Source organism: Paenibacillus sp. GXUN7292 (assembly GCF_050864975.1).
GTDB lineage: Bacteria > Bacillota > Bacilli > Paenibacillales > Paenibacillaceae > Pristimantibacillus.
In genome coordinates this window covers 30,021-53,582 of sequence record NZ_JBOZWO010000042.1, presented here as the reverse complement: position 1 = coordinate 53,582, position 23,562 = coordinate 30,021, and the positions used below count along the sequence as shown (strand labels likewise).

The 23,562-nt window shown below is 43.6% G+C and carries 22 protein-coding genes and 1 pseudogene; 6 read left to right on the top strand and 17 right to left on the bottom strand.

The features are described 5' to 3' along the window. The coding region (locus tag ACRRU2_RS24135) for an extracellular solute-binding protein (RefSeq protein WP_432505632.1) at window positions 1–495 on the bottom strand (495 nt) is incomplete at its 3' end. Between the two features lie 193 nt (window positions 496–688). Between ACRRU2_RS24135 and ACRRU2_RS24130 the strand changes: the two genes are divergently transcribed. Continuing rightward, window positions 689–2,518, top strand: coding sequence for a sensor histidine kinase (locus ACRRU2_RS24130; RefSeq protein WP_432505630.1), 1,830 nt, complete (start codon window positions 689–691; stop codon window positions 2,516–2,518). Then, on the top strand, window positions 2,515–4,083 hold the full coding sequence (locus ACRRU2_RS24125; protein ID WP_432505628.1) for a response regulator transcription factor: 1,569 nt from the start codon (window positions 2,515–2,517) through the stop codon (window positions 4,081–4,083). Before ACRRU2_RS24130 ends, ACRRU2_RS24125 begins: the two co-directional genes overlap by 4 nt. Here ACRRU2_RS24125 and ACRRU2_RS24120 read toward each other — a convergent pair. From ACRRU2_RS24120 to ACRRU2_RS24105, 4 genes are all read right to left on the bottom strand, one after another. Continuing rightward, a complete protein-coding gene (locus ACRRU2_RS24120) occupies window positions 4,080–5,033 on the bottom strand; it encodes a hypothetical protein (RefSeq protein WP_432505626.1) in 954 nt (317 codons plus the stop codon). The two genes, ACRRU2_RS24125 and ACRRU2_RS24120, sit on opposite strands and share 4 nt — an antisense overlap. Before the next feature lie 44 nt (window positions 5,034–5,077). Continuing rightward, window positions 5,078–5,707: a bifunctional 4-hydroxy-2-oxoglutarate aldolase/2-dehydro-3-deoxy-phosphogluconate aldolase gene (locus ACRRU2_RS24115; RefSeq protein WP_432505624.1), complete on the bottom strand. Its 630-nt coding sequence runs from the start codon at window positions 5,705–5,707 to the stop codon at window positions 5,078–5,080. Window positions 5,708–6,025: 318 nt separating this feature from the next. Then, a complete protein-coding gene (gene dgoD, locus ACRRU2_RS24110) occupies window positions 6,026–7,174 on the bottom strand; it encodes a galactonate dehydratase (RefSeq protein WP_432505622.1) in 1,149 nt (382 codons plus the stop codon). Between the two features lie 57 nt (window positions 7,175–7,231). Next, complete coding sequence (locus ACRRU2_RS24105) at window positions 7,232–8,011, bottom strand: SDR family NAD(P)-dependent oxidoreductase (RefSeq protein ID WP_432505620.1); 780 nt, start codon at window positions 8,009–8,011, stop codon at window positions 7,232–7,234. Between the two features lie 149 nt (window positions 8,012–8,160). Between ACRRU2_RS24105 and ACRRU2_RS24100 the strand changes: the two genes are divergently transcribed. After that, window positions 8,161–9,039, top strand: a complete 879-nt coding sequence (locus ACRRU2_RS24100; RefSeq protein WP_432505618.1) for a helix-turn-helix domain-containing protein — start codon at window positions 8,161–8,163, stop codon at window positions 9,037–9,039. A 91-nt stretch (window positions 9,040–9,130) separates the two neighbouring features. Here the strand turns inward: ACRRU2_RS24100 and ACRRU2_RS24095 are convergent, their stop codons facing one another. Both ACRRU2_RS24095 and ACRRU2_RS24090 read right to left on the bottom strand, forming a co-directional pair. Further along, window positions 9,131–9,649, bottom strand: a complete 519-nt coding sequence (locus ACRRU2_RS24095; protein WP_432505616.1) for an ATP-binding protein — start codon at window positions 9,647–9,649, stop codon at window positions 9,131–9,133. A gap of 41 nt (window positions 9,650–9,690) precedes the next feature. Next, window positions 9,691–10,563 carry a PAS domain S-box protein gene (locus ACRRU2_RS24090; RefSeq protein ID WP_432505614.1) on the bottom strand — a complete coding sequence of 291 codons (873 nt, stop codon included), beginning with the start codon at window positions 10,561–10,563 and terminating at the stop codon, window positions 9,691–9,693. Window positions 10,564–10,870: 307 nt separating this feature from the next. On the opposite strand from ACRRU2_RS24090, the gene ACRRU2_RS24085 reads away from it, so the two are divergent. Then, complete coding sequence (locus tag ACRRU2_RS24085; protein WP_432505612.1) at window positions 10,871–11,026, top strand: hypothetical protein; 156 nt, start codon at window positions 10,871–10,873, stop codon at window positions 11,024–11,026. Between the two features lie 276 nt (window positions 11,027–11,302). Here ACRRU2_RS24085 and ACRRU2_RS24080 read toward each other — a convergent pair whose 3' ends face one another. From ACRRU2_RS24080 to ACRRU2_RS24045, 8 genes are all read right to left on the bottom strand, one after another. Further along, window positions 11,303–12,241 carry an NAD(P)-dependent oxidoreductase gene (locus tag ACRRU2_RS24080; RefSeq protein ID WP_432505610.1) on the bottom strand — a complete coding sequence of 313 codons (939 nt, stop codon included), beginning with the start codon at window positions 12,239–12,241 and terminating at the stop codon, window positions 11,303–11,305. Between the two features lie 263 nt (window positions 12,242–12,504). Then, the gene (locus ACRRU2_RS24075) at window positions 12,505–13,437 is read right to left on the bottom strand and encodes a sugar phosphate isomerase/epimerase family protein (RefSeq protein WP_432505608.1); all 933 of its coding nucleotides are present in this window, start codon (window positions 13,435–13,437) and stop codon (window positions 12,505–12,507) included. After that, window positions 13,434–14,168 carry an HAD hydrolase-like protein gene (locus ACRRU2_RS24070; RefSeq protein ID WP_432505606.1) on the bottom strand — a complete coding sequence of 245 codons (735 nt, stop codon included), beginning with the start codon at window positions 14,166–14,168 and terminating at the stop codon, window positions 13,434–13,436. The genes ACRRU2_RS24075 and ACRRU2_RS24070 overlap by 4 nt, the downstream gene beginning before the upstream one ends. A gap of 41 nt (window positions 14,169–14,209) precedes the next feature. Then, window positions 14,210–15,553: an ABC transporter substrate-binding protein gene (locus ACRRU2_RS24065; RefSeq protein ID WP_432505604.1), complete on the bottom strand. Its 1,344-nt coding sequence runs from the start codon at window positions 15,551–15,553 to the stop codon at window positions 14,210–14,212. 100 nt (window positions 15,554–15,653) lie between these two features. Then, on the bottom strand, window positions 15,654–16,481 hold the full coding sequence (locus ACRRU2_RS24060; protein ID WP_432505602.1) for a carbohydrate ABC transporter permease: 828 nt from the start codon (window positions 16,479–16,481) through the stop codon (window positions 15,654–15,656). Window positions 16,482–16,491: 10 nt separating this feature from the next. Next, entirely contained in the window at window positions 16,492–17,379 is an 888-nt protein-coding gene (locus ACRRU2_RS24055) for a carbohydrate ABC transporter permease (protein ID WP_432505600.1), read from the bottom strand. After that, on the bottom strand, window positions 17,380–18,543 hold the full coding sequence (locus ACRRU2_RS24050; protein ID WP_432505598.1) for an alkaline phosphatase family protein: 1,164 nt from the start codon (window positions 18,541–18,543) through the stop codon (window positions 17,380–17,382). Further along, window positions 18,540–19,631: an ABC transporter ATP-binding protein gene (locus ACRRU2_RS24045; RefSeq protein ID WP_432505596.1), complete on the bottom strand. Its 1,092-nt coding sequence runs from the start codon at window positions 19,629–19,631 to the stop codon at window positions 18,540–18,542. The genes ACRRU2_RS24050 and ACRRU2_RS24045 overlap by 4 nt, the downstream gene beginning before the upstream one ends. 250 nt (window positions 19,632–19,881) lie before the next feature. Here ACRRU2_RS24045 and ACRRU2_RS24040 point away from each other — a divergent pair, with 250 nt between their 5' ends. Continuing rightward, window positions 19,882–20,448 carry a GbsR/MarR family transcriptional regulator gene (locus tag ACRRU2_RS24040; protein ID WP_432505634.1) on the top strand — a complete coding sequence of 189 codons (567 nt, stop codon included), beginning with the start codon at window positions 19,882–19,884 and terminating at the stop codon, window positions 20,446–20,448. 79 nt (window positions 20,449–20,527) lie between these two features. Here ACRRU2_RS24040 and ACRRU2_RS24035 read toward each other — a convergent pair whose 3' ends face one another. Both ACRRU2_RS24035 and ACRRU2_RS24030 read right to left on the bottom strand, forming a co-directional pair. Continuing rightward, the gene (locus tag ACRRU2_RS24035) at window positions 20,528–20,602 is read right to left on the bottom strand and encodes a DUF3502 domain-containing protein (protein ID WP_331698997.1); all 75 of its coding nucleotides are present in this window, start codon (window positions 20,600–20,602) and stop codon (window positions 20,528–20,530) included. Window positions 20,603–21,629: 1,027 nt separating this feature from the next. Beyond that, window positions 21,630–22,412, bottom strand: a pseudogene (locus ACRRU2_RS24030) (ADP-ribosylglycohydrolase family protein); the annotation flags it as partial. A gap of 222 nt (window positions 22,413–22,634) precedes the next feature. On the opposite strand from ACRRU2_RS24030, the gene ACRRU2_RS24025 reads away from it, so the two are divergent. Beyond that, entirely contained in the window at window positions 22,635–23,543 is a 909-nt protein-coding gene (locus tag ACRRU2_RS24025; RefSeq protein WP_331698889.1) for an AraC family transcriptional regulator, read from the top strand. Window positions 23,544–23,562: the final 19 nt, after the last annotated feature.

Genomic DNA, 23,562 nt, shown 5'->3' with positions numbered 1-23,562 from the left:
GTCTACGTTCCACGTCATGAAGCCGCTAATTTTATCGTTGATCGTCGTACCTGCCTTGGCGTAAGGCGCATAGCGCGATACCCATTCTTCATTGGATAAATCCGCAAAGTATTTTTCCGGCAAATATTTGTATGCTCCCGAGCCTGCACCGACCATGAATATATCCGGCACTTCGCCGGAAGTCATTTTTGTTTTCAAAACGTTGGCGTACTGATCATCAGGCACCACCTGCAAATCGACTTTAATGCCCGTTTCTTTTGTAAAGGCTTCTATTAATTCCGAATCTACCTTTGATCCTTTATTCACCCAGTTTTGCGAGGCGACAAAGGTCAGCGTAACATTTTTCTTTTCTTCACCGTTTTTTGTCGCCGCAGGCGTTTCGGTATTGCTTGAGCTTGGATTATTGCCTGTCTTTGACCCGCACGCCGCCAAAACAACAAATATGCAAAGCATAAGCAGACTGATGATCCATCCTCTTGATCCCATTCTTTTCATTTCTGATCCTCCCGTTAGTAACTGATCTGTTCTTTCTGCAATTAAATTGTAACCCCTTTCAAATAGGTATTGAATATAAAATACTGACATAAAACTGTGGACATTATTGACCTTTTGCATTTTCATTTTCAAAAAGACAAATAAAATTATTATGTTATAATCAACATGATTATTTGCTGATTGGGAGGATATCGTGTTTACATTCAAAAGTATACAATCCAAATTATTCATCAGTTATTCCAGTTTAATTTTAATTATTTTAATCGGGCTTGGCATATCCTTCTATGTTTCCACAGCAAATGCCTTAAAGAAACAAGCTGCTGAATCCAATCACCAGCTTTCATTAAATCTGTCCGATACGCTTGACTCTCAGTTTAAATACATGGATTCAATTGCAGAAAGAGTCATCAGTGCAGAGCCAGTCAAACAATTATTTTTTTCCAAGAGCACCGATCGAGATATTACTATTCTTCATAATAAATGGGATATTACGAGCATGTTATTTTCAATAACCGGCATTCCTTTGCAATTTTATCAAATGAATCTGTTTGATTTGAGCGGCCACTTCGTCAAGTTTGGAAAAGAATACGATGTCCAAGACCTTGACCCTGCTATTATCCAAAGTAAAAAATGGATTGACCCGATCTTACAATTGGATGGCAGACGAAGTATTTCTATACCTCGCCCTAATGATTGGGATCCATCCGGCACGATCATTATTTCGCTTTCCAGAGCATTCTCCGAAGTTTTCGGCTCCAAGGTTGACAGCATCGTAGAGATTCAACAGGAATACAAACAAATTGAGGCTCTCATCGAGCGATCCGTGAATCAGGATAATCCTCACTCTTCCATAAACACGGCTGTATATGTATACCATTCAGATGGTTTCCTTGTTTATCCTTACCAGCCCGAAAATAACAGCTTGAATGAGCTATCCGCTTTTTACTGGGACAATATGCAAAAACATTCCGAAGCTAAAACCTTTTCAATTAAAAACCCTTTTAATCATCAAACAGACAGCATTTCGTTCACAAAATCAAAGTTCACGGGATGGACTGTCGCATTGGTGCAGTCGGAGGCTAATCTGCTGCAGCCAGTCGTTCATTTTCGCAGCAAATTTCTTTTCTTTGGCGTCATTATTTTATTTATTACAATGATCGTTACATTCTTCGTATCCAAAGGCCTCACCTTGCCTATTAAACGGATTCGAAAATCTATTAAAATGCTCAGTCTGGAAACATTAGAACCGAGGCTAAATAATAATGTGTCATTAAATGAATTAGAAGAGCTTAATCAATCTTTCCTTGACATGTGCAATCGCTTAAAATCCTCACTTGAAGAGGTCGTATCTGCAAAATCACATGAAATACAGGCTAGGCTATTCGCACTGCAAGCTCAGATGAATCCGCATTTTCTATATAACACGCTAGCTATAATCAGCATTAAAGCGGAAAATCAAAATCAGGATGAAATAGTAGAGATGTGCCACAATCTTTCTGAAATGCTGCGTTATATTGCTGTTGAAAGCTCAAAGCCTGTTACGATAGAACGAGAAATCGATTATACACTAAAATACTTGGAACTGATGAAAATACGTTATATGAACCAGTTTCATTATGATATCGACGTACCTGCCGAAATGAACGAGATTCAAGTGCCTCGCCTGCTTATTCAACCGATCGTAGAAAATTGCTTTAAGCACGGCTTTACACAAAAGCCTCCTTGGACGATTTCAATAAAAGGAGAATATACGGATCAGTTTTGGAAAGTAACGATCCGCGATAATGGCGTCGGGTTTGATGAACAAACAATCAGCCAGATCAGGAGCAAAATTAATGAGCAATCGGTCAAATATGGCGATGATTCTGAGCTGTTGAGCAATATTGGCTTAACCAATATTTATTACCGGCTCAAGCTGTTAAACAATCATCACGTCGTATTTGAAATTTCAAATGCTCCCACTAACGGCGGCGCTGTGATCATCATTGGCGGAAAACGATTAGATGAAGGAATGATAAAATGAAAACTGAACATAGCTACACCGTTATCGTTGCCGAAGACGAGCAAATTATTTTAGACAATATCATTCAAAAAATTGAACAAACAGACCTGCATTTCAAAGTTATTGCTTCCGCATTAGATGGAGAGGATGCTTTATCGCTGGTCGAGCAAATGAAGCCTGATATTTTGTTCACGGACATTCATATGCCTGCTATGGATGGCCTGGAGCTGATCCAGCGCGCCAAAATAATGAGGCCGGAGCTGGAAATCGTTATTATTAGCGGCTACAATGATTTTTCTTATGCGCAGCAAGCGATTCGATTAGGTGTGACTGATTATATCCTTAAGCCTGTAAAAAAAGATTTGCTTATGCAAACTATGGTTGGCATCAAAACTAGACTTGATAAAAAAGCTAACAAGCTGGAAAGCGACATTATTGAAAGACTGGTGCATGGCATCAAGCCAGCGTCAGCGTTGCCCGAATCGATCAAAACGGAGCAGTTCCATATGTATTTCATTTGTCTAGGCAATCAATATACATATACTGCCGATGTTCTCGATACCGACTTCTTTGACAGGCTTTGGTCGATGATCGATTGGTCTAAAATAGCAGCGAGTATTTGGGACAAAGCCATGTCATGGCGGGTAATCGACGACAAATTCTTTAATCAGAAATTTCTTGTTCTGTCCAGCAGCGAACAGGCTTATCATGCAGAGGAGCTGATAAATGCGATCTCTTCCTCGCTTCTGGACTCAATTCCTATTACAATCTGTGCCGAGGAGTCGCCTGTAAGCTTGGAACATATTCGGGATACAGCGCGTATGCTGAGGGCTTCCCTTGAACGAAATTTGCTATGCTGCCTTTCCTCGATTATTACGACGAAGGAACGAAAAGCGCCGGACAGACCATCCCATAATTACGATTCTATACACATGAATTCCATGAAATTATTCGTCAAGCAGCAGCAGTTTGATTCGCTGCAAAGCGAACTGCTGCATCTATTCACCGAATGGCAGGCGAGCAGCATGACACAGCGGCAGCTGGAGAAGCTGCTGGTCAATCTGGCGGTGGAGCTTATGGGGCTAATTGGCTGTGAAGACGACGACATTATGGCATCCATCGAAAAAGAGCTTTATGAAATTATTGCGATATCCATCGACAACGAAAGTCTTTTCAACGATGCTTTACAAGTATTGAATAGCTATATGAGCTCTTATATTAATCCACGGAAGAAAGTAAGCGACACTTCGGAGGAGCTATACAACAAGCTGGAAGAATATATTCGTATGAATATATCTGAGCAAATTACAGTTTCCTCGCTGGCTGAGAAATTCAATTTCAACTCGTCCTATATCATCAGAGTGTTTAAAAAATGCAGTGGAGAGCCACCGATGAGATACCTCACCTTGCTGCGAATAAACGAGGCTAAGCGATTGATCGAGAGACAACCCGAGCTGGATTTCAAAGACATTGCTGAAATTATAGGCTATTCCGAGCAGCAGTACTTTTCTCGTGTATTCAAAAATATAACCGGTATGAGTCCTTCCGAATACAGAGAGTCTGCAAAAAAGAGCGGACTATCTTAACGATAGTCCACTCCCAGTTTTACATGGATTGACCAGCTAGCTGATGCTCCTGGTTCTAGCAGCAATGTTTTTTTTCGCTTATGTGCTTCATCCAAGCTATCGTAAAAACCGTTACTTGGCTCGAGAGCGACCATCAGCTTGTCATTGTAATAGCCCTCATTGATCCACAGTCCAAAGTAAGGCAGCTCCTTGACTGACCAAGACAACTGTACAAATTCGCCTGTGTCCTGCTCATACAGCCCCGCCAGTCCTGTTGCAAACGGAATTCCAGCGTAAAATTTCCTCGAATCCTGCGCCGAGACCGGGGCAAGCCGATCTATAGCCATTCCGCTATGAACTACAGCCCCTTGATTCCACTTGTATGACTTTCCCTTTTCGTATCGTTTACCCCCCACTACGCAAAGTACCGAATCAAGCTCTGGCGGTATTTGTATTTGCGTATGCTCAGTAGCGGAAAACAAAGGATGCGCGCACCAAAAAGCGGTTATCGGCTCCTCAGAAGGATTCCTAACCAAATATGAAAATTGAAGAGTCTGCTCATTAATAAAGCTGATCGTTCTAGTAAAGGAATAAGGCAGCGCCTTTCCGCTTGTTTCTGTTACTAAGCTATGTTCTGTCATGTTATACGTCCACACAACAGACCACAGCTCGCCATGATCGGGCAAATAAGTATGTTTATGAGAGCCAGGCAGCGGGTAGTGGCATGCGTCAATCGTCGGGAAGCATTCATCCCAGCCATGCATCATCTCCTCCGAGAATGTATCGCCATAGCTTGCCTGACGAATTCCTTCTCCTAGCGCATTAACAAGCCATTCCTTACCTGTTTCCTTGTATTGCAGTGATACAATGCTGCCTCCCGCTTGCGGCAATACGATTAGCTTAATAGCGGCGCTTTCCATAAGTATGGCGTAGCTGCCTCGAAAGTCCGTTTGCTTGACTATGATGTTCACTCCCAAGACCCTCCATCCAATTCCGTTTTCATTGCGAATTTCGTTTAAAGCTGCTGCGCCGCAGCTGCGTATTGCATAGCATGCTCTTTTAAGCCTTTAAAATCTCCTTCTTGAATGAGTGCCCTATTCACTAAACTTCCTCCCAAACCAAAAGCTCTCGAGCCCGCTTCCGCATATGCTTTCATATTGTCCAAGCTTACTCCCCCAGTCGCCATCATCGAGATATGAGATAAAGGCCCCTGTAGCTCTTTCATATATGAAATACCGAGACTGCCCGCTGGAAACACTTTTACGACATGCGCGCCAAGTGTCCATGCCTTTACAATTTCAGTGGCCGTCATAGCGCCTGGATAGAGGTCAACCCCTGCCTCAAGACCGCATTGAATGACGCCTTCATCAACATTAGGCGAAATAAGAAATTGAGCGCCAGCTTCCACCGCTTCCCGCGCCATTTGCTCATTAAGCACCGTTCCTGCGCCAATGAACATTTCACTGGTGTACCTTTTTCTCCAGCGCGCAATCATGCCGGCCGCGCCTTCCGTGTTCATCGTCACTTCCATAAAACGGATGCCGCCCTGATACAACGCTTCAGCTACATCATCTGCCTTTTCCTCCGGCACGCCCCGTATAATGGCTACGATTTTATGCTTAAATAATTGCTCCGTCAATGACATAGCGTATACCGCCTCTACCTCGAGTCAGATTAGACTGTCGATTCATTATGGATAAGACAACAAGCAATAGAAAAGGATGGCGCTGCGATCCAAGATTGGACTTACAACCGCTGTTGTATTACAATTTTTATTGATTTCATGACCCATTAATTTGTTAAAATTGTAACACAAAGGCGGCCACTATCGTTTCTCCAGTTCCAATCTTGCCCTCCGCTTCCCCTTTGTTTACTTGACGTATTGTTATCCATAATGAATCGACAGCTTCTAGATTAGCCTCACAACCGATGTTGTCCACATTGAATCAAGTCGCTACTGCTCTTACCATTCCGTTACGGATCCGTCCACGTTGCGCCATATAGGATTGCGCCAACGATGGCCGACCGCAGCCATTTCTCTTACCTTTTCCTCATTAATTTTGACTCCCAGACCCGGTGTTTTCATTCTTTCAACAAAGCCATCCTTATAATCAAATACCGAGCGGTCTTCCAAATAATCAAGCAGGTCTGAGCCCTGGTTATAATGAATGCCGAGGCTTTGCTCTTGGATGAATGCATTCGGCGTACAGAAATCCAACTGTAAGGATGCCGCCAGTGCAATCGGTCCGAGCGGACAATGCGGAGCTACGGCAACATCATAAGCCTCTGCCATTGCCGCGATTTTGCGAACCTCCCAAATGCCTCCCGCATGGCTTAAATCGGGCTGAATAATATCCGCGGTTCCCTCGGCAAGCAATTGCTTAAAGCCCCAACGCGTATACATCCGCTCGCCTGTCGCGATCGGGATAGAGCTGATTTGGCTTAGCTGCTTCAAAGCTTCGTTATTTTCCGGCAGCACCGGCTCCTCTATAAACATAGGCTTGAACGGCTCCAGCTCTTTAATAAGCGCCTTGGCCATTCCTTTATGAACCCGGCCGTGAAAATCTATGCCGATTCCGATGCCATACCCGACAGCTTCTCGAACGGTGGCCATATTTTGCACCGCTTGCATAATCTTTTCACTGGAATCGATCCACTCCATGTCAGCCGTACCGTTCATCTTGAGCGCGGTGTAACCGGCAGAGACTTGAGCTTTGGCAGCTGTCGCAACATCCTCGGGACGGTCCCCGCCAATCCATGCGTATACCTTCATCCGGTCGCGAACAGCGCCTCCCAGTAGCTCATACACCGGCACTCCCAGCCGCTGCCCTTTTATATCCCAAAGCGCTTGCTCAATGCCTGATATAGCGCTCGTCAAAATCGGGCCGCCCCGATAAAAGCCGCCCCTGTACATGACCTGCCACAAATCTTCGATTTGTCCAGGGTCCCTGCCTATAAGATAGTCACCAAGCTCCTCGACAGCCGTGCGAACCGTATCCGCTCTTCCTTCAACTACCGGCTCGCCCCAGCCAGCAATTCCTTCATCCGTCGTAATTTTCAGAAATAGCCAGCGCGGCGGCACTTGAAACAGCTCCATTGAAACAATTTTCATATAAATCCTCCTTTTAAATTAGCTTCCGGCATTGAATTGGCAGCCTTTCGTAATCTATTAACAAAGCTTCGAATGATACAGCCTCGTAGATAACCCTCCATCTAGCAAAAGCTCGGCACCTGTCATCATCGCGGAATCATCTGAAGCGAGAAATAAAGCAAGCTTCCCCACATCTTCTGGAGTACCGATCCGGTTGCCCGCATGCAGCGAAATGACTTCCGCTTCAATTTCAGCAGCTTTCCCGTCATTTTCCAGCCATTGACGATAATGTGGGGTATTCGTAAATCCTGGGCAAATCGCATTGACTCGAATACCGAGCTTGCCTAAGCTCAGCGCCATGCTGCGGGTTAAACCGTTCACACCTGCTTTGGCTGCGGCGTACATTTCTGCATCAGGCAATGTGGCTACTGAATGATTCGAAGAGATGTTAATAATGGAGCCTTTTCCTTGCCGCTTCATATGCTCAGCCGCATATTTGCTGCATAAAAATACGCCCCGCAAATCAATGTTCATTAACCGGTCCCAATCGGCTGACGTCGCCTCCAATATTGGCTTAAATACAGTAATTCCCGCGTTGTTAACAAGCACATCAATTCGGCCAAGTGCTTCCACCGTTCGCTTAACCATACCGCAAATGCTCTGTTCACTTGCTACATCCGTTTGGATGAATAGAGCAGATCCTCCTATTTGACGCAGCTCTTCAGCTGTTTGATTACCCGACTGCTCATCTATTTCGCTGACTACGACTAATGCGCCTGCTTTTGCAAATTCCAAGGCAATCCCTTTGCCAATGCCATTGCCGGCTCCGGTTACGATAACTACTTTTCCGTTGTGCAACGCCTCATCCCCTCTCCATTTATTTTATTGCAGCTTATAGCCTAACTTTACTGCGATGTCAGACTATATTAAAATTCATATTAATATGATTGATATGGACAATAGTCTGATAGATACCAAATTAGCACGGTTATGGAGAGGTTTAAACAATGCGAAAAAAAACGGGATTTCCATCCGAGAAGCTATTTGTGCTTCATGAGAGGCTGATCGAGGAATTATCGCAGCACCCGCTTATTAAACCGTTATTTATAACGGATATCGGATTTTTCCCAAAAGCCAAGTACCATTATCGTGAACGAGCCGAAGGCTCGTCCTCTTATATTCTGCTTTTCTGCATAGCTGGCGAAGGCTGGGTGAAGCTTGGTTCATCTGGCAAGCAGCATGTACAAAAGCATGATCTTATCGTCATACCGCCGAACATGCCTCAGAGCTATGGAGCAGCGGAAGCAAATCCGTGGAGCATTTATTGGATTCATTTTACCGGAATCTTAGCTGAGCATTACTTCGAGCTGCTGCCGCTTCAGGAGAATAAAATGCAACTTTCTGGGGCCAGTCCGATTCAATGGATTAAATTATTTGACAGCTGCTACGATACGATTTCGGAAAAAATCTATTCGCTTCCTCACTGCATCTATGCCAATCAGCTGCTTCAGCAAATGCTCTCTTTGCCCTCGCTGCAGCCTGCTGATCCGTCTAACCAGGCTTCAAGCAACTGTGTAGACCGTTCAATCGAATATATGAAGCAGCAGCTAAGTGCTAATCTTACAGTCGGGCAGTTGGCAGAGTTTGTCCATCTTTCCCGGTCACATTATTTATCTGTGTTCAAACGTGTAACAGGAATATCGCCAATGCATTATTTTATGCGATTGAAAATTCAGCAGGCCTGCCAATATCTTGACTTTACCGACTGTTCTATCAAGGAAATCAGCCTAAAGGTCGGCTTTCAAGACCCGCTTTATTTCTCAAGAGCATTCCATAAAATAATAGGGCAATCACCAAGTGATTATCGGAAGATTATGAAAGGGTAATTTTTATAAAAAAACGGCCGTCCCCATAAAAAAGATCCGAACATTCACAAATTGTGGATGTCCAGGTCATTTTTAGGTTATCTTATGCTGATCATTCATGGTAAGGTAAAATAACATCAATTGTTGTTCCTTTATTAACAACACTGTTAATATGTATCCATCCTTTATGGTCATTAATGATCTTATAACACATCATCAAGCCTAATCCAGTTCCGTTATCTTTAGTGGTAAAAAAAGGTTCGCCTAAGCGGGGGATAACACTCTCATTAATCCCTGAACCTTGATCGATGAATCGAATGAGGAGGTTATCTTTTTGGACAACAGCTTTGATACGTATAATTCCGCCATTTTGCATTGCCTCTATTGCGTTTTTTAATATATTAACGAATACTTGTTTAATTTCGATTTCGGAGCTTTCTATTAAAGGAATATTGTCCTTCATTTCAACATGGAATTGAATATTATTTAGAGCAGCCTGTGCTTCAAGTAATGTTACAACGCTTCTTAGAATCATCCCTATATTATTTTTCCGAAAACTTGTTTCATGCGGCTTCGAAATAATTAAGAGTTCATTTACAATACTATTTATGCGATCAATTTCTGAAATCATTATATCGAAATATTCTGCTTTTCCCATGTGGCCGGACATAATTAATTGTAAAAAACCCGCAAAGAAGCTAACGGATTACGGATCTCATGTACAAGTCCAGCAGCTAGCTGCCCAACGACATTCAGTTTATCTGCTTTCCGGAAAAACTCTTCCGATTTTTTTCTTTCCGTTATATCCCGGGTTATGCCAGTCAAAGCAACAACAACATTCCTCGCATCCTTTATCGGCGATAAGGTTAAAAAAACATGTATCAATTCTCCATCTTTTCGTTTACGTATCGTTTCGAGACTTATAGATGATTCCTTTCCAGTAAGTACCGGTTTACAAATTTCTACAAGGCTATCGTATATATTTTCAGGGATACTAGGCAGTTGCTTTCCGATGAGTTCTTTTTCAGACCAGCCGTATATTCTTTCGAATGCATCGTTTACTCGAATAACTTTTCCTTCAGTATCAGTCACACATATACTATCTGCGGAGTTCTTTATTACGGACTCTAGCAATTCCTTTGTTGCCCTTAGTTCTTCTTCTGCTTTCTTTCGTTCGGTAATATCCACACATGAAGCGATTACTTCGATCACTTTGCCGAATTGCCTAATTGGTTGCAGGGATGCCAGATAATATACCCCATTCAATTCACCCTCATATGTAATATCTTCTTTCCCTTCCCATGCCTCCCTATAAAACGATTCTTTATTTTTTGCTATTTCAGCGGGAAGAATCTCGCTTAGTTCCCTCCCAATAACGATTTCCGGTGTTAAGCCTATTTTAGATAACAATTTTCCTGCAATAAAGGTATGAATAATACGACCTTCTACATTTTTGAATTTAAATGTCATACCTTGCTGTTTTATTAGAGTTTCTCCTAATTCTTCACATGAGATTTTCAAGGAATCTTCTGGGGATTTTTCCATAGGCTTTTCATGCTCCTTAGTTGAAATTAAGTGAATAAGAAATTGTTACGATAAATGATTATTCTACATGAATTGTTTTTCACCTTCTCGGAACTTCTTTGTAACCTGTGCTTTCTTTTGGATTTGGTTGAAAAAAGATAGACATTGAGGAACTCCACCTCAGGTATAAAAAGATACTGTTTGGTATTAATATTCCTTACTTCTTCTGTATACTCTTTTAGTTCTGCCTGTTAATTTAACATCTTACGATTCCGCGTTGTCCCCAGTTAAACATCTTATAACCTGCCCACAGTGAATCGACAGCCTTATGGCAACCGTTAGCGGGAACAAGAGAATAGCGAAGAAACAAAAGAACAGTGGTACAGCGAAACAGCAGAGCGGCGGAACAACAGAGCTGCGGAACAGCGGAACAGCAGAGCAAAGAATGACCCTAACGGTTGCCACAGGCGCTATTCAAGCTTAATTTAGTGTCTATTCGCTGACGCGCTAAATTGTACTTTCTGCATGAAAAAGCTCCCCTTTTAGCAGCAGGTTTTGTTATTTCACCTGTCTACTTAAAGGGGAGCTGTTCATTTATGGGTTAGCCCCTATGTGGTAATCACAAATCTAATTATGCTATTCCGTTCTTAGCAGCAAATTAAGCGCTTTGCCCTAAAATGGCTGATGGCCTTGTCCTTAATACAAAAGGGTAAGGCCATTTGTTGAATTGTTTCACTGTACCGTTAAATTTAATCCCCAATTAAATCTGATTCAAATTGTTTTGCGGAGGCTCATTCCCCATCACACGATTAATGTTGGCGACGAAGAAGCGGTATCTCGTTTCATGGAACTTCATTCCATCCGGCATACCTGCTGTATGCGGGGTTAACGTAACGTTGTCCATCGAACGAAGCTCGCTATCCAAGCTTAGCGGCTCTTCGGTGAATACATCGAGACAAGCACCGCCAATTACGCCATTCTTCAAGGCTTCAATGAGATCAGGTTCGCATACAATCGGTCCTCTTGCCGTGTTGACCAATAGCGCGTTGCTTTTCATTTTGTTCAAAAATGCCCGATCAACTAGGTTTCTTGTTTCCTCATTAAGGAAAATGTTAATGGTGATGATATCTGAATGGGCTAGCAATATATCTAGATCCACAAGCTCCACACCATCGCTTGAAAGTGTTGGATTGTTGTCATAGGCCAGCACTTTCATATTAAAAGCTTGAGCAAATTTGCCAACCTTTGAGCCAATTGCGCCATAGCCAATCGTCCCGATGGTTAGTCCTGACAGCTCGCCGCCCGTATACGAGAGCCTGGTTTCATTACCTTTATTTTTCATAAAACGATCCAAGTACGAAATGTTCTTATAGTGGTTCAATATTAGCGCCATAATATGCTCCGCTACTGCATTGGCATTCACGCCAGCTGCATTGCTCACCCAGATGCCGCGCTTCGTGCAAGCTTCAATATCCACATTGTCGTAGCCAGCACCGGTTTGAACTAATTTCAAGCTCTGAGCTTGGTCCAACAAAGCCTCGTTCACTTGAATATGCTCTGGAATAAGCACCTCTGCATCTCCGATGAACTGTTCGATTAATTGCGGCTCAATAATATGAATTTGCCAATCATGCGGAAAGGTTTGTACGACTCGCTGCTTGGAATCATCGTTAAAATAGCCCGTAATGAGTACATTCATGTCTAACTTTTCCCCCTGTTGAGAGTGTCGATTAATTGTGGATAGGGCAACAAGCAATTGAAAGGGCGCTACTATGATCAAGTTTGGGATTCCGACCGCTGTTGTAGTCCAATTTTTTTGAATGAATAACCCCGGTAAAGGATAAAATTGGCCTACAAAGGCGGACGCTACCGCTTCTCCATTCCCAAATCTTGCTCTCCGTTCCCTTTTCTTATTGCTTATCAATAGTTGCCCATAATTAATCGACCCCCTCCTGTTATTCGTTATGCATTAGCCCATGCTTCAAAAAAAGTCCGCTTTATATTAGCAATGACAAGCTTTGGAGATTCCTGCTCGAATCGGCCTACTTCAAAGGTAATGACCGGTTTTCTGGTTGGTTTGGGACTAGTAAAAAATCCAATTTCTCTTAAAGTAGTGATGAATGCGGTTAGCTCGGTTACACCAACCTCTGAATCCTTGATGCCAAATGGCAGATGCTTGTCTCCAAAATAAGAAGCTTGACGATCCTTCATATAGCTGTTGCCGATATGAATATGCGTTAAATAATCTTTGGCCAGCCAAAGTGACTTCCTCGGATCTTCACCCATAAGCGGCAGATGGCTTTGGTCGAGCAACAAGCCAAAGTTATCATATTCGCTGCGAATGATCTGCGCTGCATGAACGGCTTCATTCGTAGGCCCAAGCAAATATTTGCGATCCAAATATCTGTCTCCGGTTTCCAGGCTGATACAAAGCTCATAGGTGTCAGCTTTCGCCTTCGCATACTTGCAAAGCTCCATGGCAGAGGCAATAAACGCATCGATGTTATGCCGTTTGTTTTCTTCACCCTCAAACTTCCCTGTTACGATATGCATAATTTTGGCATCCATCTCGTAGCAATGATCAATAAGCATGAAGCATTGCTGGATAGATCGCTGCCTAACGTCCGCATCCAAGGAGCTCAAATTAATGCTTAATTCCCGAAATGCATCGCCGCCGTTAAAGATCGTTTCCACGCCGCTATACTGCATATACTTTTTGGCAAGCTCCCTAGTTGACTGATCGGCAATGTAGGAAACTTCCACCGCTGTAAAGAAAGGGTCCTCCAATATAGTTAGCAAATCCTCAATCATCAGCTCAGGCTTGTTTTGCGGAAAAGGAAACAGCTTGGGCAGTACAATTCCGATGCCGGCTGTTTTTTCGAGCTGCTCCATCATACGATTTTACCGGACATAATCAGCTCAGGAAGCTCTTTTACAGTATGAATAACATGCGTGTGGTAGTATTTGCCCCATACTTCGATTGGCGTGGAGCCTTGTGTTACACCAATGACTGCTTTGCAGCCCGCATTATAGCCTTCGAGCATATCGGCAGGCGTATCGCCAATTTTGATCACATGTCTCACATTTTGAACATTCAAATATTCCATTGCTTTGAACAGCATGAACGGAGCCGGACGTCCCTTACCTTCTGGTACCATGTCCAAATCTACCGCATAATCGATCAATCCATCTTTTACCCAGCCAAGCGACTCCATAATGACACGATTAATCTCTTTGTGAAATCCTGTGCCAGTCGCTACTTTGATCCCATTTTCCTTGCACCATTTCAAAGTTTCAGTAGCGCCCTCGATTTCGCGGCAATTTTCTTTGTAGTATGCAATCATATACTCCGTATATTTCTCGTAGATCTGAACAGCTTCATCATGCGTAGATTCGTCAATCTCAATCTCAAAGTTTTTGAAATCTATTACATTTCCTCTCGTTCTTGCAATTAAAAATTGGTATAAATGAATTTTGTTCGTGCCCATATGCGTGCTGATCTCATCTCTTGTTACCTGCAAGCCGAATTCTACCGCTGCCTGATAGAGACAGTCCCTTACTCCATTGTTATCCTCTACAAGCGTACCTGCCAAGTCAAAAACGGCTAGTTGAATGTTATGATTCATTGTTAAGTTCTCCTTTGTGGGTCGTTTATTTTTTGGGTATATTATTGGTTTAAAACTTTATCAAGCTCGCTCTGCGCTTTTTTCTTCGCTGCTTTCAATACTTCTGCAGCCGGCTTATTGCCGATTAGCAATTCATCCTTTGCCAGCTCGATTTCCGCATAGATTTTGCCGCCTGTAGGGTCAACAAAAGGTGGAATGCCATTCGATTTGGCTTGCTCAAGTGGAACCGACAAGTACGGATTTTCTTTCAATTTATTTTGATAGATTTCAGTAGTCACAGCGCTGTCTCGAATTGGAATATAGCCTGTCTCAACAGCCCAGAAAGCTGTTTTCTCTGCCTGCGAGAAGAACTTTACAAATTCCCAAGCACCCTCTTGCTGCTCTTTCGGAGAGTTTTTGAACAGATTGAACATAACTGAGACCGCTACTGGTCTAGGCTTACTGCCCTTCAATCCTTTTTGCATACCCGTTGCCACTTTCGTGAAATCCAAATCTCCGCCGTCACCGGAAGAGCCTGTGTAGCCTGCCGACTTGCCGTTCATAACGCCATCAATCGTTTTATACCACCATTCCCAGCCGTTGCCGCCGTACACAGTATTCATAATTTTGTCGTCATGAATCCACTTTCTAATATTTTCCCAAGCGTAGATCCATTCCTCGGAGTCGATCATGATAGTCTTGCCATCCTCGCTCACGATGTCACCGCCTGCGGAACGAGCGTAGTCAATCATATGCTCCGCATACCACATAATGGACCAGCCATGAATGCCTTCTTTTTCCTTGATCGTTTTTGCCGCCTCAGCCACTTGCTCCAAGCTTTCCAGCGCATCGTAATCGATATTGTATTTGTCAAAAATATCTTTTCTGTAATACATCATTTGTGTAGATACAAATGCCGGCACACCTAGAGCTGCTTGATTATAATTGCCCTGCTCCAGCAAAAGCACATCGTCTTTGTTATACTCCGGCTGGTTAATATACTCGTCTAACGGCAGCAGCACATCATTTTTAGCAAGCTTCATAAATTCCGGATAGCCATTGATAGCAAGTGCAGGCGGCTTACCCGCTGCAAGTGATGATTGCAAAGTTTGCAGCGTCTCGCTGTAGTTCCCTTGAATAACGGGGACAACCTCGTATTTCTCGCTGCTGCTGTTGAAGTCTTTAATGATCGTTTCCATCGTTTCGCCAAGCTTGCCGCCAAGACCGTAATAAAATTCAAGCTTCACTTTATCTTTATTGTTTGATGTGGACGTGGCTGTTGCTGTCGCACCCGCTTCTTTCCCCGGGGATGCGCCGTTGGAGCAGCCAATGACTCCTGTGAAAATAAAGGTCATACACATCACAGACAAAATAGTTTGTTTTAGATTCATTTTGCGATTTCTCACCGTTTTTTCCTCCCGATAAATTGCTGTTTTAGTGTGTTTTTCGTCAATCCGATATTTATCAGTCCATGGAATGGAATACAGCTAAATGCACATCACCACCTTATTTATTCACGTATAGGTTCGCCATCGAATTAATAATCTTTTTATTAGAAACGGCTAGCAGGATGAACATTGGCAGCAGTGAAATTGCACAAGCAGCCATCGCAAGCGGGAAGTCCATTCCATAACCAGCCTGGCTCATAAATAATCTGCGCAAGCCGATCGTGACGAACATGTTTTCTTCCGACTTGATAAGCAAGGAAGGCCACATATAATTGTTGTAGCTATAAATAAATGTAATTAACACGAGAGAAGCAATCGCATTTTTGGCATAGGGAATATATACCGTGAAAATAAGCTTCAAATGTCCCGCCCCATCCAGCTTTGCCGCGTGCACCACCTCTTTGGGCACTTGAATGAACGTTTGCCGCAGAAAAAAGATTGCAAAAATACTAATTGCTTCGCTCAAAATATAGCCCAAATGCGTATCCAGCAGATTTACTTTGGAGATAATGATGAAAGATGGAATGTACGTCACTGCCGATGGCAGCATATACGTAGCCAATATGACAACGAAGCATAATTGCACCCACTTCTTTTTCATCGTCGCAAATACGTATGCCGCCAAAATCGCTGATAAAATCTGAAACACGATAATAATGACACTGACGTAGATGCTATTCCACAGATAAAGCAGCATTTTCGTATCGGTAAATACTCTGATGTAATTTTCAAAATGAAAGGTATCTGGGAAAATCCCTCCGCTATACAGCTTGTCCTTTGCTTTCACAGAAGTCATAAACATCCACAGATACGGAAAAACCATGATGATGCCAATTGCTGTTAATGCCGCGTAACTGATGCCTTTTTTCAACCTTGCCAAGTACATTGCCCTCCCCTCACTTGCTGAATAGAAATTTAGATACTACATAATTTAGACCGCTTATGAGCAAGCAAATCGCTAAGAAAATCACTGCGAGAGCAGACGCTGGTCCAGTCTCGTACCACTCGAACGCAAGCACATAAAAGTAGTAAAGAATCGTCGAGGTTGCTCCCGAAGGGCCGCCCTGCGTCAAGATATAAATCTGGTCATAAGCTTTAAGCGAGTCGAGCGTGAACAAAATAAACAAAAATACGAGTATGGGCGAGATTGCCGGCAGCGTTATTTTCATCAGCTTTCGCAGCCCTTTGCCGCCATCCAAATCATTTGCTTTTTCCACTTCAGGATCTAATTTGGCTAATGCTGATGTGAGCAGCAGCACAGCTAGGCCCAAGTATTTCCATATGGTAACGATAATGACGACAATCATGGAGGTCGTTTGCCCGCCTAGCCATTCAAGTGGTTCCAATCCGACCGCTTTAAGGAACGCATTCACTATGCCATTTTCCCCATCAAAAATACTGACCCACACCATGGACACCACCACAGTAGGTGTAATCCAGGCAGAAAAAATGGTAGCGACGAAGAAATTGCGCAGCACTTTGATTTTGTTGAGCAAAGTAGCTATAAATAGCCCGATAGCAATTGGCGGAATGACTGTAAATAGTGTAAACACAAGCGTATTGACCAGCACTTTAGTAAAAAAAGAATCATCTAAAAAGTTGGTATAGTTATCGAAATTCACATAGTTATAGGTCGGTGAAATATAGTTCCAGTCTGTAAAGCTAATATGAAAGGTTTTGATCATCGGATAAATCCAAAAAATGAATAACGGGATAAGTGTCGGCAACAGCAGTCCCAACGACCACAGATTGTCTTTGACATTTCTGCTTGTAAATCTGGTCATCTACTCGTGCTCCTTCAAGATGTCTGTAATCGCCCCACCGTCACATTGGTGAAGGATGTGAAGCAGCTTTGCTATAGTAGGTGCAATATTGACAAGATGCGAATGCTCTATTACCTGACCTTGCTTAAGCTGATCACCAATGCAAACCATAAACCCATTCATTTCCTCGACATTAGCAGGATCGTAACCGTGCAAGCTGCGCAGCGTCTTATATTGCGGCTGATCTGGAGGGATTGTATCCTCCCCGCATACGGTATGCTTCAAGTCCAAGATGCCGACTGGTCGAAACGTTTGGCAGGCTGAATCTGCCGGTTCCTCTATTTCATGAAAATGCTGCACAGGCTCCATTTGATTGAAGTGGTCCATAATCTCTTGATTTTTCTGCTTAGTCAGCTTGCTATAGAACAATAGTGCTCCGCTCCCATCCCCAACAAAACGAATTTGCTTGTTAAGTAAATGTTCAGACCAACGACTTTGCGCCAAAATCTCGTTAGGGTAGAAAAACGATTCTACATCACTTTGACCATGATCTGAAAAAATAAATAGATGGAATGGCTGCTTTAATTCATTTAAAGCGTGATGAATCCGATGAATATGCTGCAGCAGCTTTTCTGCGCAAAGAATGGCTTCGCGTGAATCCTTTCCATACTCATGCGACCATGCATCATACCCAACGAACCTCGCTGCTACGAAATCAAATGACCCTGACATAACCGCCTCAATCGTCTCTTGCGCCGCCGTTTGATCCAGCTCTTCATAAGAGATTGACTCCGCTGCTTTTTTCTTGCTGCTTGATTCCGTTATAAGCTGTTGAATGTACGGGTTGCCTGTCGTTAATGGCCAATGGATACAGCAGCTCTTCAAACCTTGCGCGGACAGTGAATGAAAAATCGTTTGCTTATGCAGCGCTTCGTTGCAAAGCGCTTCATGATCGCCATACAACGCGATTCTGTCCATCCTCGCCGCGTCAGCTACTATATTGTCGTAGACCGAATGCCGATCATGACTGCTTCCCGTCATGGCTGTTGCATGAGCGTTGAACGTAACCGAAGGAAATGTCGTCATCATTTGCCTGCAGTACGCGAAGCCTTTGTCTGTGAATGACTGTGACCATCGTTCAAAGTTTTTATAGCCTAATCCATCCAGTGAAATAAGAACAATCATCGTGGACTCCTTATATTTTTTTGCGTGTGCGGATCAAACAAATGCATATGCTTTGGCTGCAGCGCTACGTATAGCTTTTGACCCTTCGCATAGGTTTGATCAAAGCTTTTTTTGACGATAAAATGCTGGGTTTTATACGTTAAGTGCAGAAGCACATCGGTACCGATGATTTCAGTAAACAAAATTTCCATCGGCAGCGTATTAATAGCTTTTTCTACCAGGATGATGCAATGCTCCGGTCTAATGCCCGCTTTTACTTTAGGGTGATGTTTTATAGCCTCAAGCGGTAGGTTCGTTTCCACCAGCATTCCATCCATGTCCGCGTAAATTCGCCCTTCTCGTTCCACTAGTTCAGCATCCAGATAGTTGATTGGCGGCGAGCTGATAAAGTTGGCTACAAACATGTCTACCGGACATTCCATAATTTCTAATGGCGTCCCGATCTGCCTGAACTTCCCCTCCGTCATAATCGCAATCCGGTCTCCCAGCGTAACGGCCTCCACCTGATCATGCGTTACATAGATAAATGTGGAGTTTAATCGCTCATGCAGCTTTTTGATTTCAATACGCATCTCATTTCTTAGCTTCGCATCCAGATTCGATAACGGCTCGTCCATCAAAAATACTTTTGGCTCCTTCACAATAGCTCTGCCGATTGCTACTCGTTGCTTTTGCCCGCCGGACAATTGACTCGGCAGTCTTTTCAATAATGGATGGATCTGTAAAATTTCCGCCGCTGCTTGAATTCGTCTTTCTCTTTCGCTTTTCTTCATCTTTTTGATTTTCAAGCCGTAGGCCATATTCTCGTGAACCGTCATATGGGGATACAGCGCATAGTTCTGAAAAACCATCGCTACTCCTCGATCCTTTGGCTCCAGCTCATTCACACAGACATCCCCGATGTGTACTTCGCCTTGGGAAATATCTTCAATACCAGCGATCATTCTTAGTAAAGTTGATTTGCCGCAGCCTGACGGTCCGAGCAGCACTAGAAACTCTTTATCCTTAATATCCAAGCTTATGTTTTCTAAGGTGTGTTTTTCATTCGTGTATTGTTTTGATAGTGATTTTAAGGAAATACTCGACAACTTCATCCCCCCATCTCAATTTCATTACATGAACAGTTTGTAAAAGTTAGGTTTAATTGTTCAATTTTTATTGAAAGTTTGATAATATGATCGTGTAAAGCGCGATAAACATCATTTGTACAAAAAATATTGTACATTCAATGTAATCCTAAACTGTTAACGCATGATCAACTTCAATTTAATTTCTTGTAAATAAACGATACATAGGTGGACATTTAGAGGGAGTGACGATGTGAGGCAAGAAGCAAAAATAGAAGCGTTAGAGAGAAAAATAGAGGAAGAGCTTGAGGTGTCGCGACGTACTGAGCTGCGGGCACAAATTATTGAAGCGATTGCGGAAACGATGGATTTATACGGCGCCAATCATTCATTTGGCAAGCTATATGGGATTATGTTTTTCGAGGATAAACCGATGACGCTTGAAGACATGAAACAATATATGAACATGAGCAAGAGCAATATGAGCTATGCGGTCCGCTCGTTGCTGGATGCGAGCATGGTTAAGAAGCTGGAGGAGAAAAAGGAGCGCAAGGATCAATATATAGCGGAGACTGATTTCTTCATTACGTTTCGCAACTTCTTCACGATGAAGCTGCAGCGCGAGGTCGATGTTATGCTTGGCGCAATTAATGAAGTCATTCCAGAGTTGTCGGAAATGGCCTTAGCTGAAGAAACGACCGATGAGGAAAGACGAGAGTGTCTGCGCGACCTGCACAAGCTGCGCCACGGCGTTACCTATTACACCTGGCTGCAGCAATTTGTAAATCGACTAAGAGATGGCGAGTTTCTGGATGGGGAGAATGGAGAGCTTTCGTGAACGAATTAAAAAGGAGGCATGTTTAACCATGCCCCCATAACTATCCAATAGCAGTGGCTCTCTCGCCACGCTTTGCAGCCTACTTATTTTTAGCCCACTCGTCCAACTGCCTTTGCTTCTCCGCGATTACCTTGTCCAATCCGGCCGCCTTCATCGATCGAGAATAGCATGTCAGTATAATAGTAGCAAGGGCCAGGATCTGCCGTTTTCATGGTCGCTACAGGCAAGATATAAACTTGGAGAGGGACACTATTCTTCCATGCTGACACGTCCAATTCATAGCTTCCAGCCGCAAGCGTAAACTCAATCCACTGATCATTAGGCGCACGGTGATAGGCAGGCATAAATTCAGGCGTTTGCTTGCAGTCTATGATGATCTTTCCATTAAGCTTTAGTTGAATGGGAGCGTTCGCTGCAGCAATGAGTCTGACTTGCCTTTCTGATGGATTAAAGAGCGACGTTACTGCTCTGTAACACCCATCTACATCCGTGTCCAATACCTTTTCCCACTCCAGGCGGTTCCCCGGGAACATCGCTTCAGTACCTTCGCTGCTCTTAGGTCCCCATACCTTCCAAGAGGAGGATCCAAGAAGTGTAAACGTCACCTTCTCCGTTGCCCACACTGCATGATCGTGAATCCTTGTCCAGAGAAGCGCAAGTTCATGGTAGGCCCCTGCTGAAGCAGAAGCAGTAATGTCTACGGTCCATTCCACACTCTCATTCGGCTGCATGATAACTTCAAACGAATCTGGTCCGACCAAGCCCTCAGGCAGGTCAAGTGAAAGCTCCCCTGCCATTGTGGATGAGGAGCGATTAAGCAATGTGACTTGTATTGTTTTCGTTTGATATGCGCCTATTGCTGGCCCCTCAGCCCCATAATCAATGATGAATTCGAGAGTAGGGTACTGCGAAGTTCCTCGCGGCAGCAAGTAATGATTGGATGTCGCTGATCTTTCCCAAAGCTCTTTTATTCCTTGAAGTGAAAACTCCTGTCGATCCCAGTGACTCGGCTCGTTGGGATGTATTCTAATATCAACGTCGGATGCTGCCAGCACCTGTTTGCCCATACGAATGGTTCGAAGTGTTAATTCATCCAAGCTTTTGGGCGCTGGGAAACCATTGATCGGAGGACTGACGACGACACGGTCGCCAACCGGCTTCACCCATTTTTCCGGAAGCCCTTCCGGTCCCAGTAACATGCCCAATATTGCACCAAGCGTTGCTGCTGTGCAATCGGTATCATATCCACAGTTAACCGCCTTCAGAATCGCATCCTCGAAATCATTGCCATACAGCCAGCCAAGGATTGTAAACGCGATATTTTGGGGAGCATCTGTAAAGTTGTCACTGCCGTGATGCTCGAGAATTAACGATCGGGCCTCCGTCCAGCTTTTCCCTTCTTGGTGCCAACGAATCAAGTCTTTTAGTGCTTTATAAGTGCGGCTATAGGTTGGTATAAACTTCATGCCGATGTCAATCAGACGGTCGCGGTCCTTCTCGAAAAAAATTGCGCTTTCAATGGCAGCGAAGAACATTTCCCCAAATACCCCTTCGCCTCCCGCATGATCGACGATCGCATCCTGGTATGCATAAGATGCAGCTTTTTCTGGCAAGCCCGGAGCGACCATCGCCCATATCTCAGAGCGAATAGGAGAACCCATGCAATTAGTGAACGGATTATTGAACGATCCAGCAACAGGAGGAATCAACCCTCTCCGCAGGTTGGTCAATGCATAACCATATTCATCGAAAGGAAAGAAAATATGATCCATCCATTCTTGACCGAGCTCACGAGCAGTTAAACCGGGACCGTACTGCTCCAAAGCATGCAGCCATACGAGCTGCAGGTCAAGATCATCATTCTCGAGCGGGCCGTCAGGCAGCTCCGGATAAAATGTTAAGGCAAGCAGCTCTTTTGCACCTTCTACCGGTGCGCCAAGGGTGCCCCCGATATTTTTTCCCAACCATCCGCCATATACGATTCGATAATAATCCTTTTCATTCAGAATATTCAATCTATTCTGCCTCCTTTGGTTTCTCTTACATCATATCAACCCGTTTGAATTCATCTTTATCCTCGCAAGCTTGCAAGGAAGCACTTTCATGCTATGATTGTAGCACAAGCATTTCAGCCATTATATGGACCATAATAACGTCTGTAAATTCATAAAAATGCGGAGGAATCCATGGAATATTTGACGATGGCGCGTTTATCCAGAATCGATGTAAAGTGGGCGAGTATTCACAAGGGCAATTTCGATTTCTATCGGTCGGTGCACTCCAACCCCTACTACGAGATCCTCATCGTTATTGAAGGTCCCATTTACATGCAGGTCGGCAACGAAAGGCTGGAGCTCAAATCCGGTGAGTTGTTCTTGCTGCGGCCATGGGAGGCACATAGCGGATGGAGAGAAATTTCGGAGGAGAGTTGTTTCTTCTGGATACAATTCCAGTGCGATCCGAATTTGGAGGAATTCAAGGAATGGACAAAAACAAGGAGAGATATTAATTTTATCCATGATGCTCGAAGTGATTTGCGAACCAATTTTGACGAAAATATCGATAAAGTTCTATTGCCGCGACGCTTTCGCCCGAACCGTCGACATTTAATACTCTCGCAGTTCGAGAACATCATTCATCAATTTGCCCACCCCTCGGGTTACTTCCGATTTCGGCTAAGCCTGTTGCTGGGCAATCTGTTTGAAACAATAGCGAATGACTTGCTGGAGCAAGATCATCACAATCGGGCAGTCTCCGCTTCCTTTTTCACATATAGGAATTTAATAAATATGCTAAATGAGAACTTCGCTAAGTCACTCGATAGAAACTGGATTGAACGAGAAACAGGGCGTAAATATGAATATCTCTGCCAAGTGTTCAAAAAAAATTCAGGCATTTCCATTTCCTCTTATGTTCAGCAGCTCCGTATTCAAAAGGCAAAGTATCTGCTCATGAATACTAGCTTAAGCATACAAGAAATTGGAGAAGAGGTTGGTTATCAGGATGCGTTATACTTCAGTCGCGTATTTAAAAAAATAACCGGAAAAAGCCCTTCGCCATACAGGGAACAATTGGGGAATGAACGTGAAGGATGACCGCAATTCTCGGTGCGGT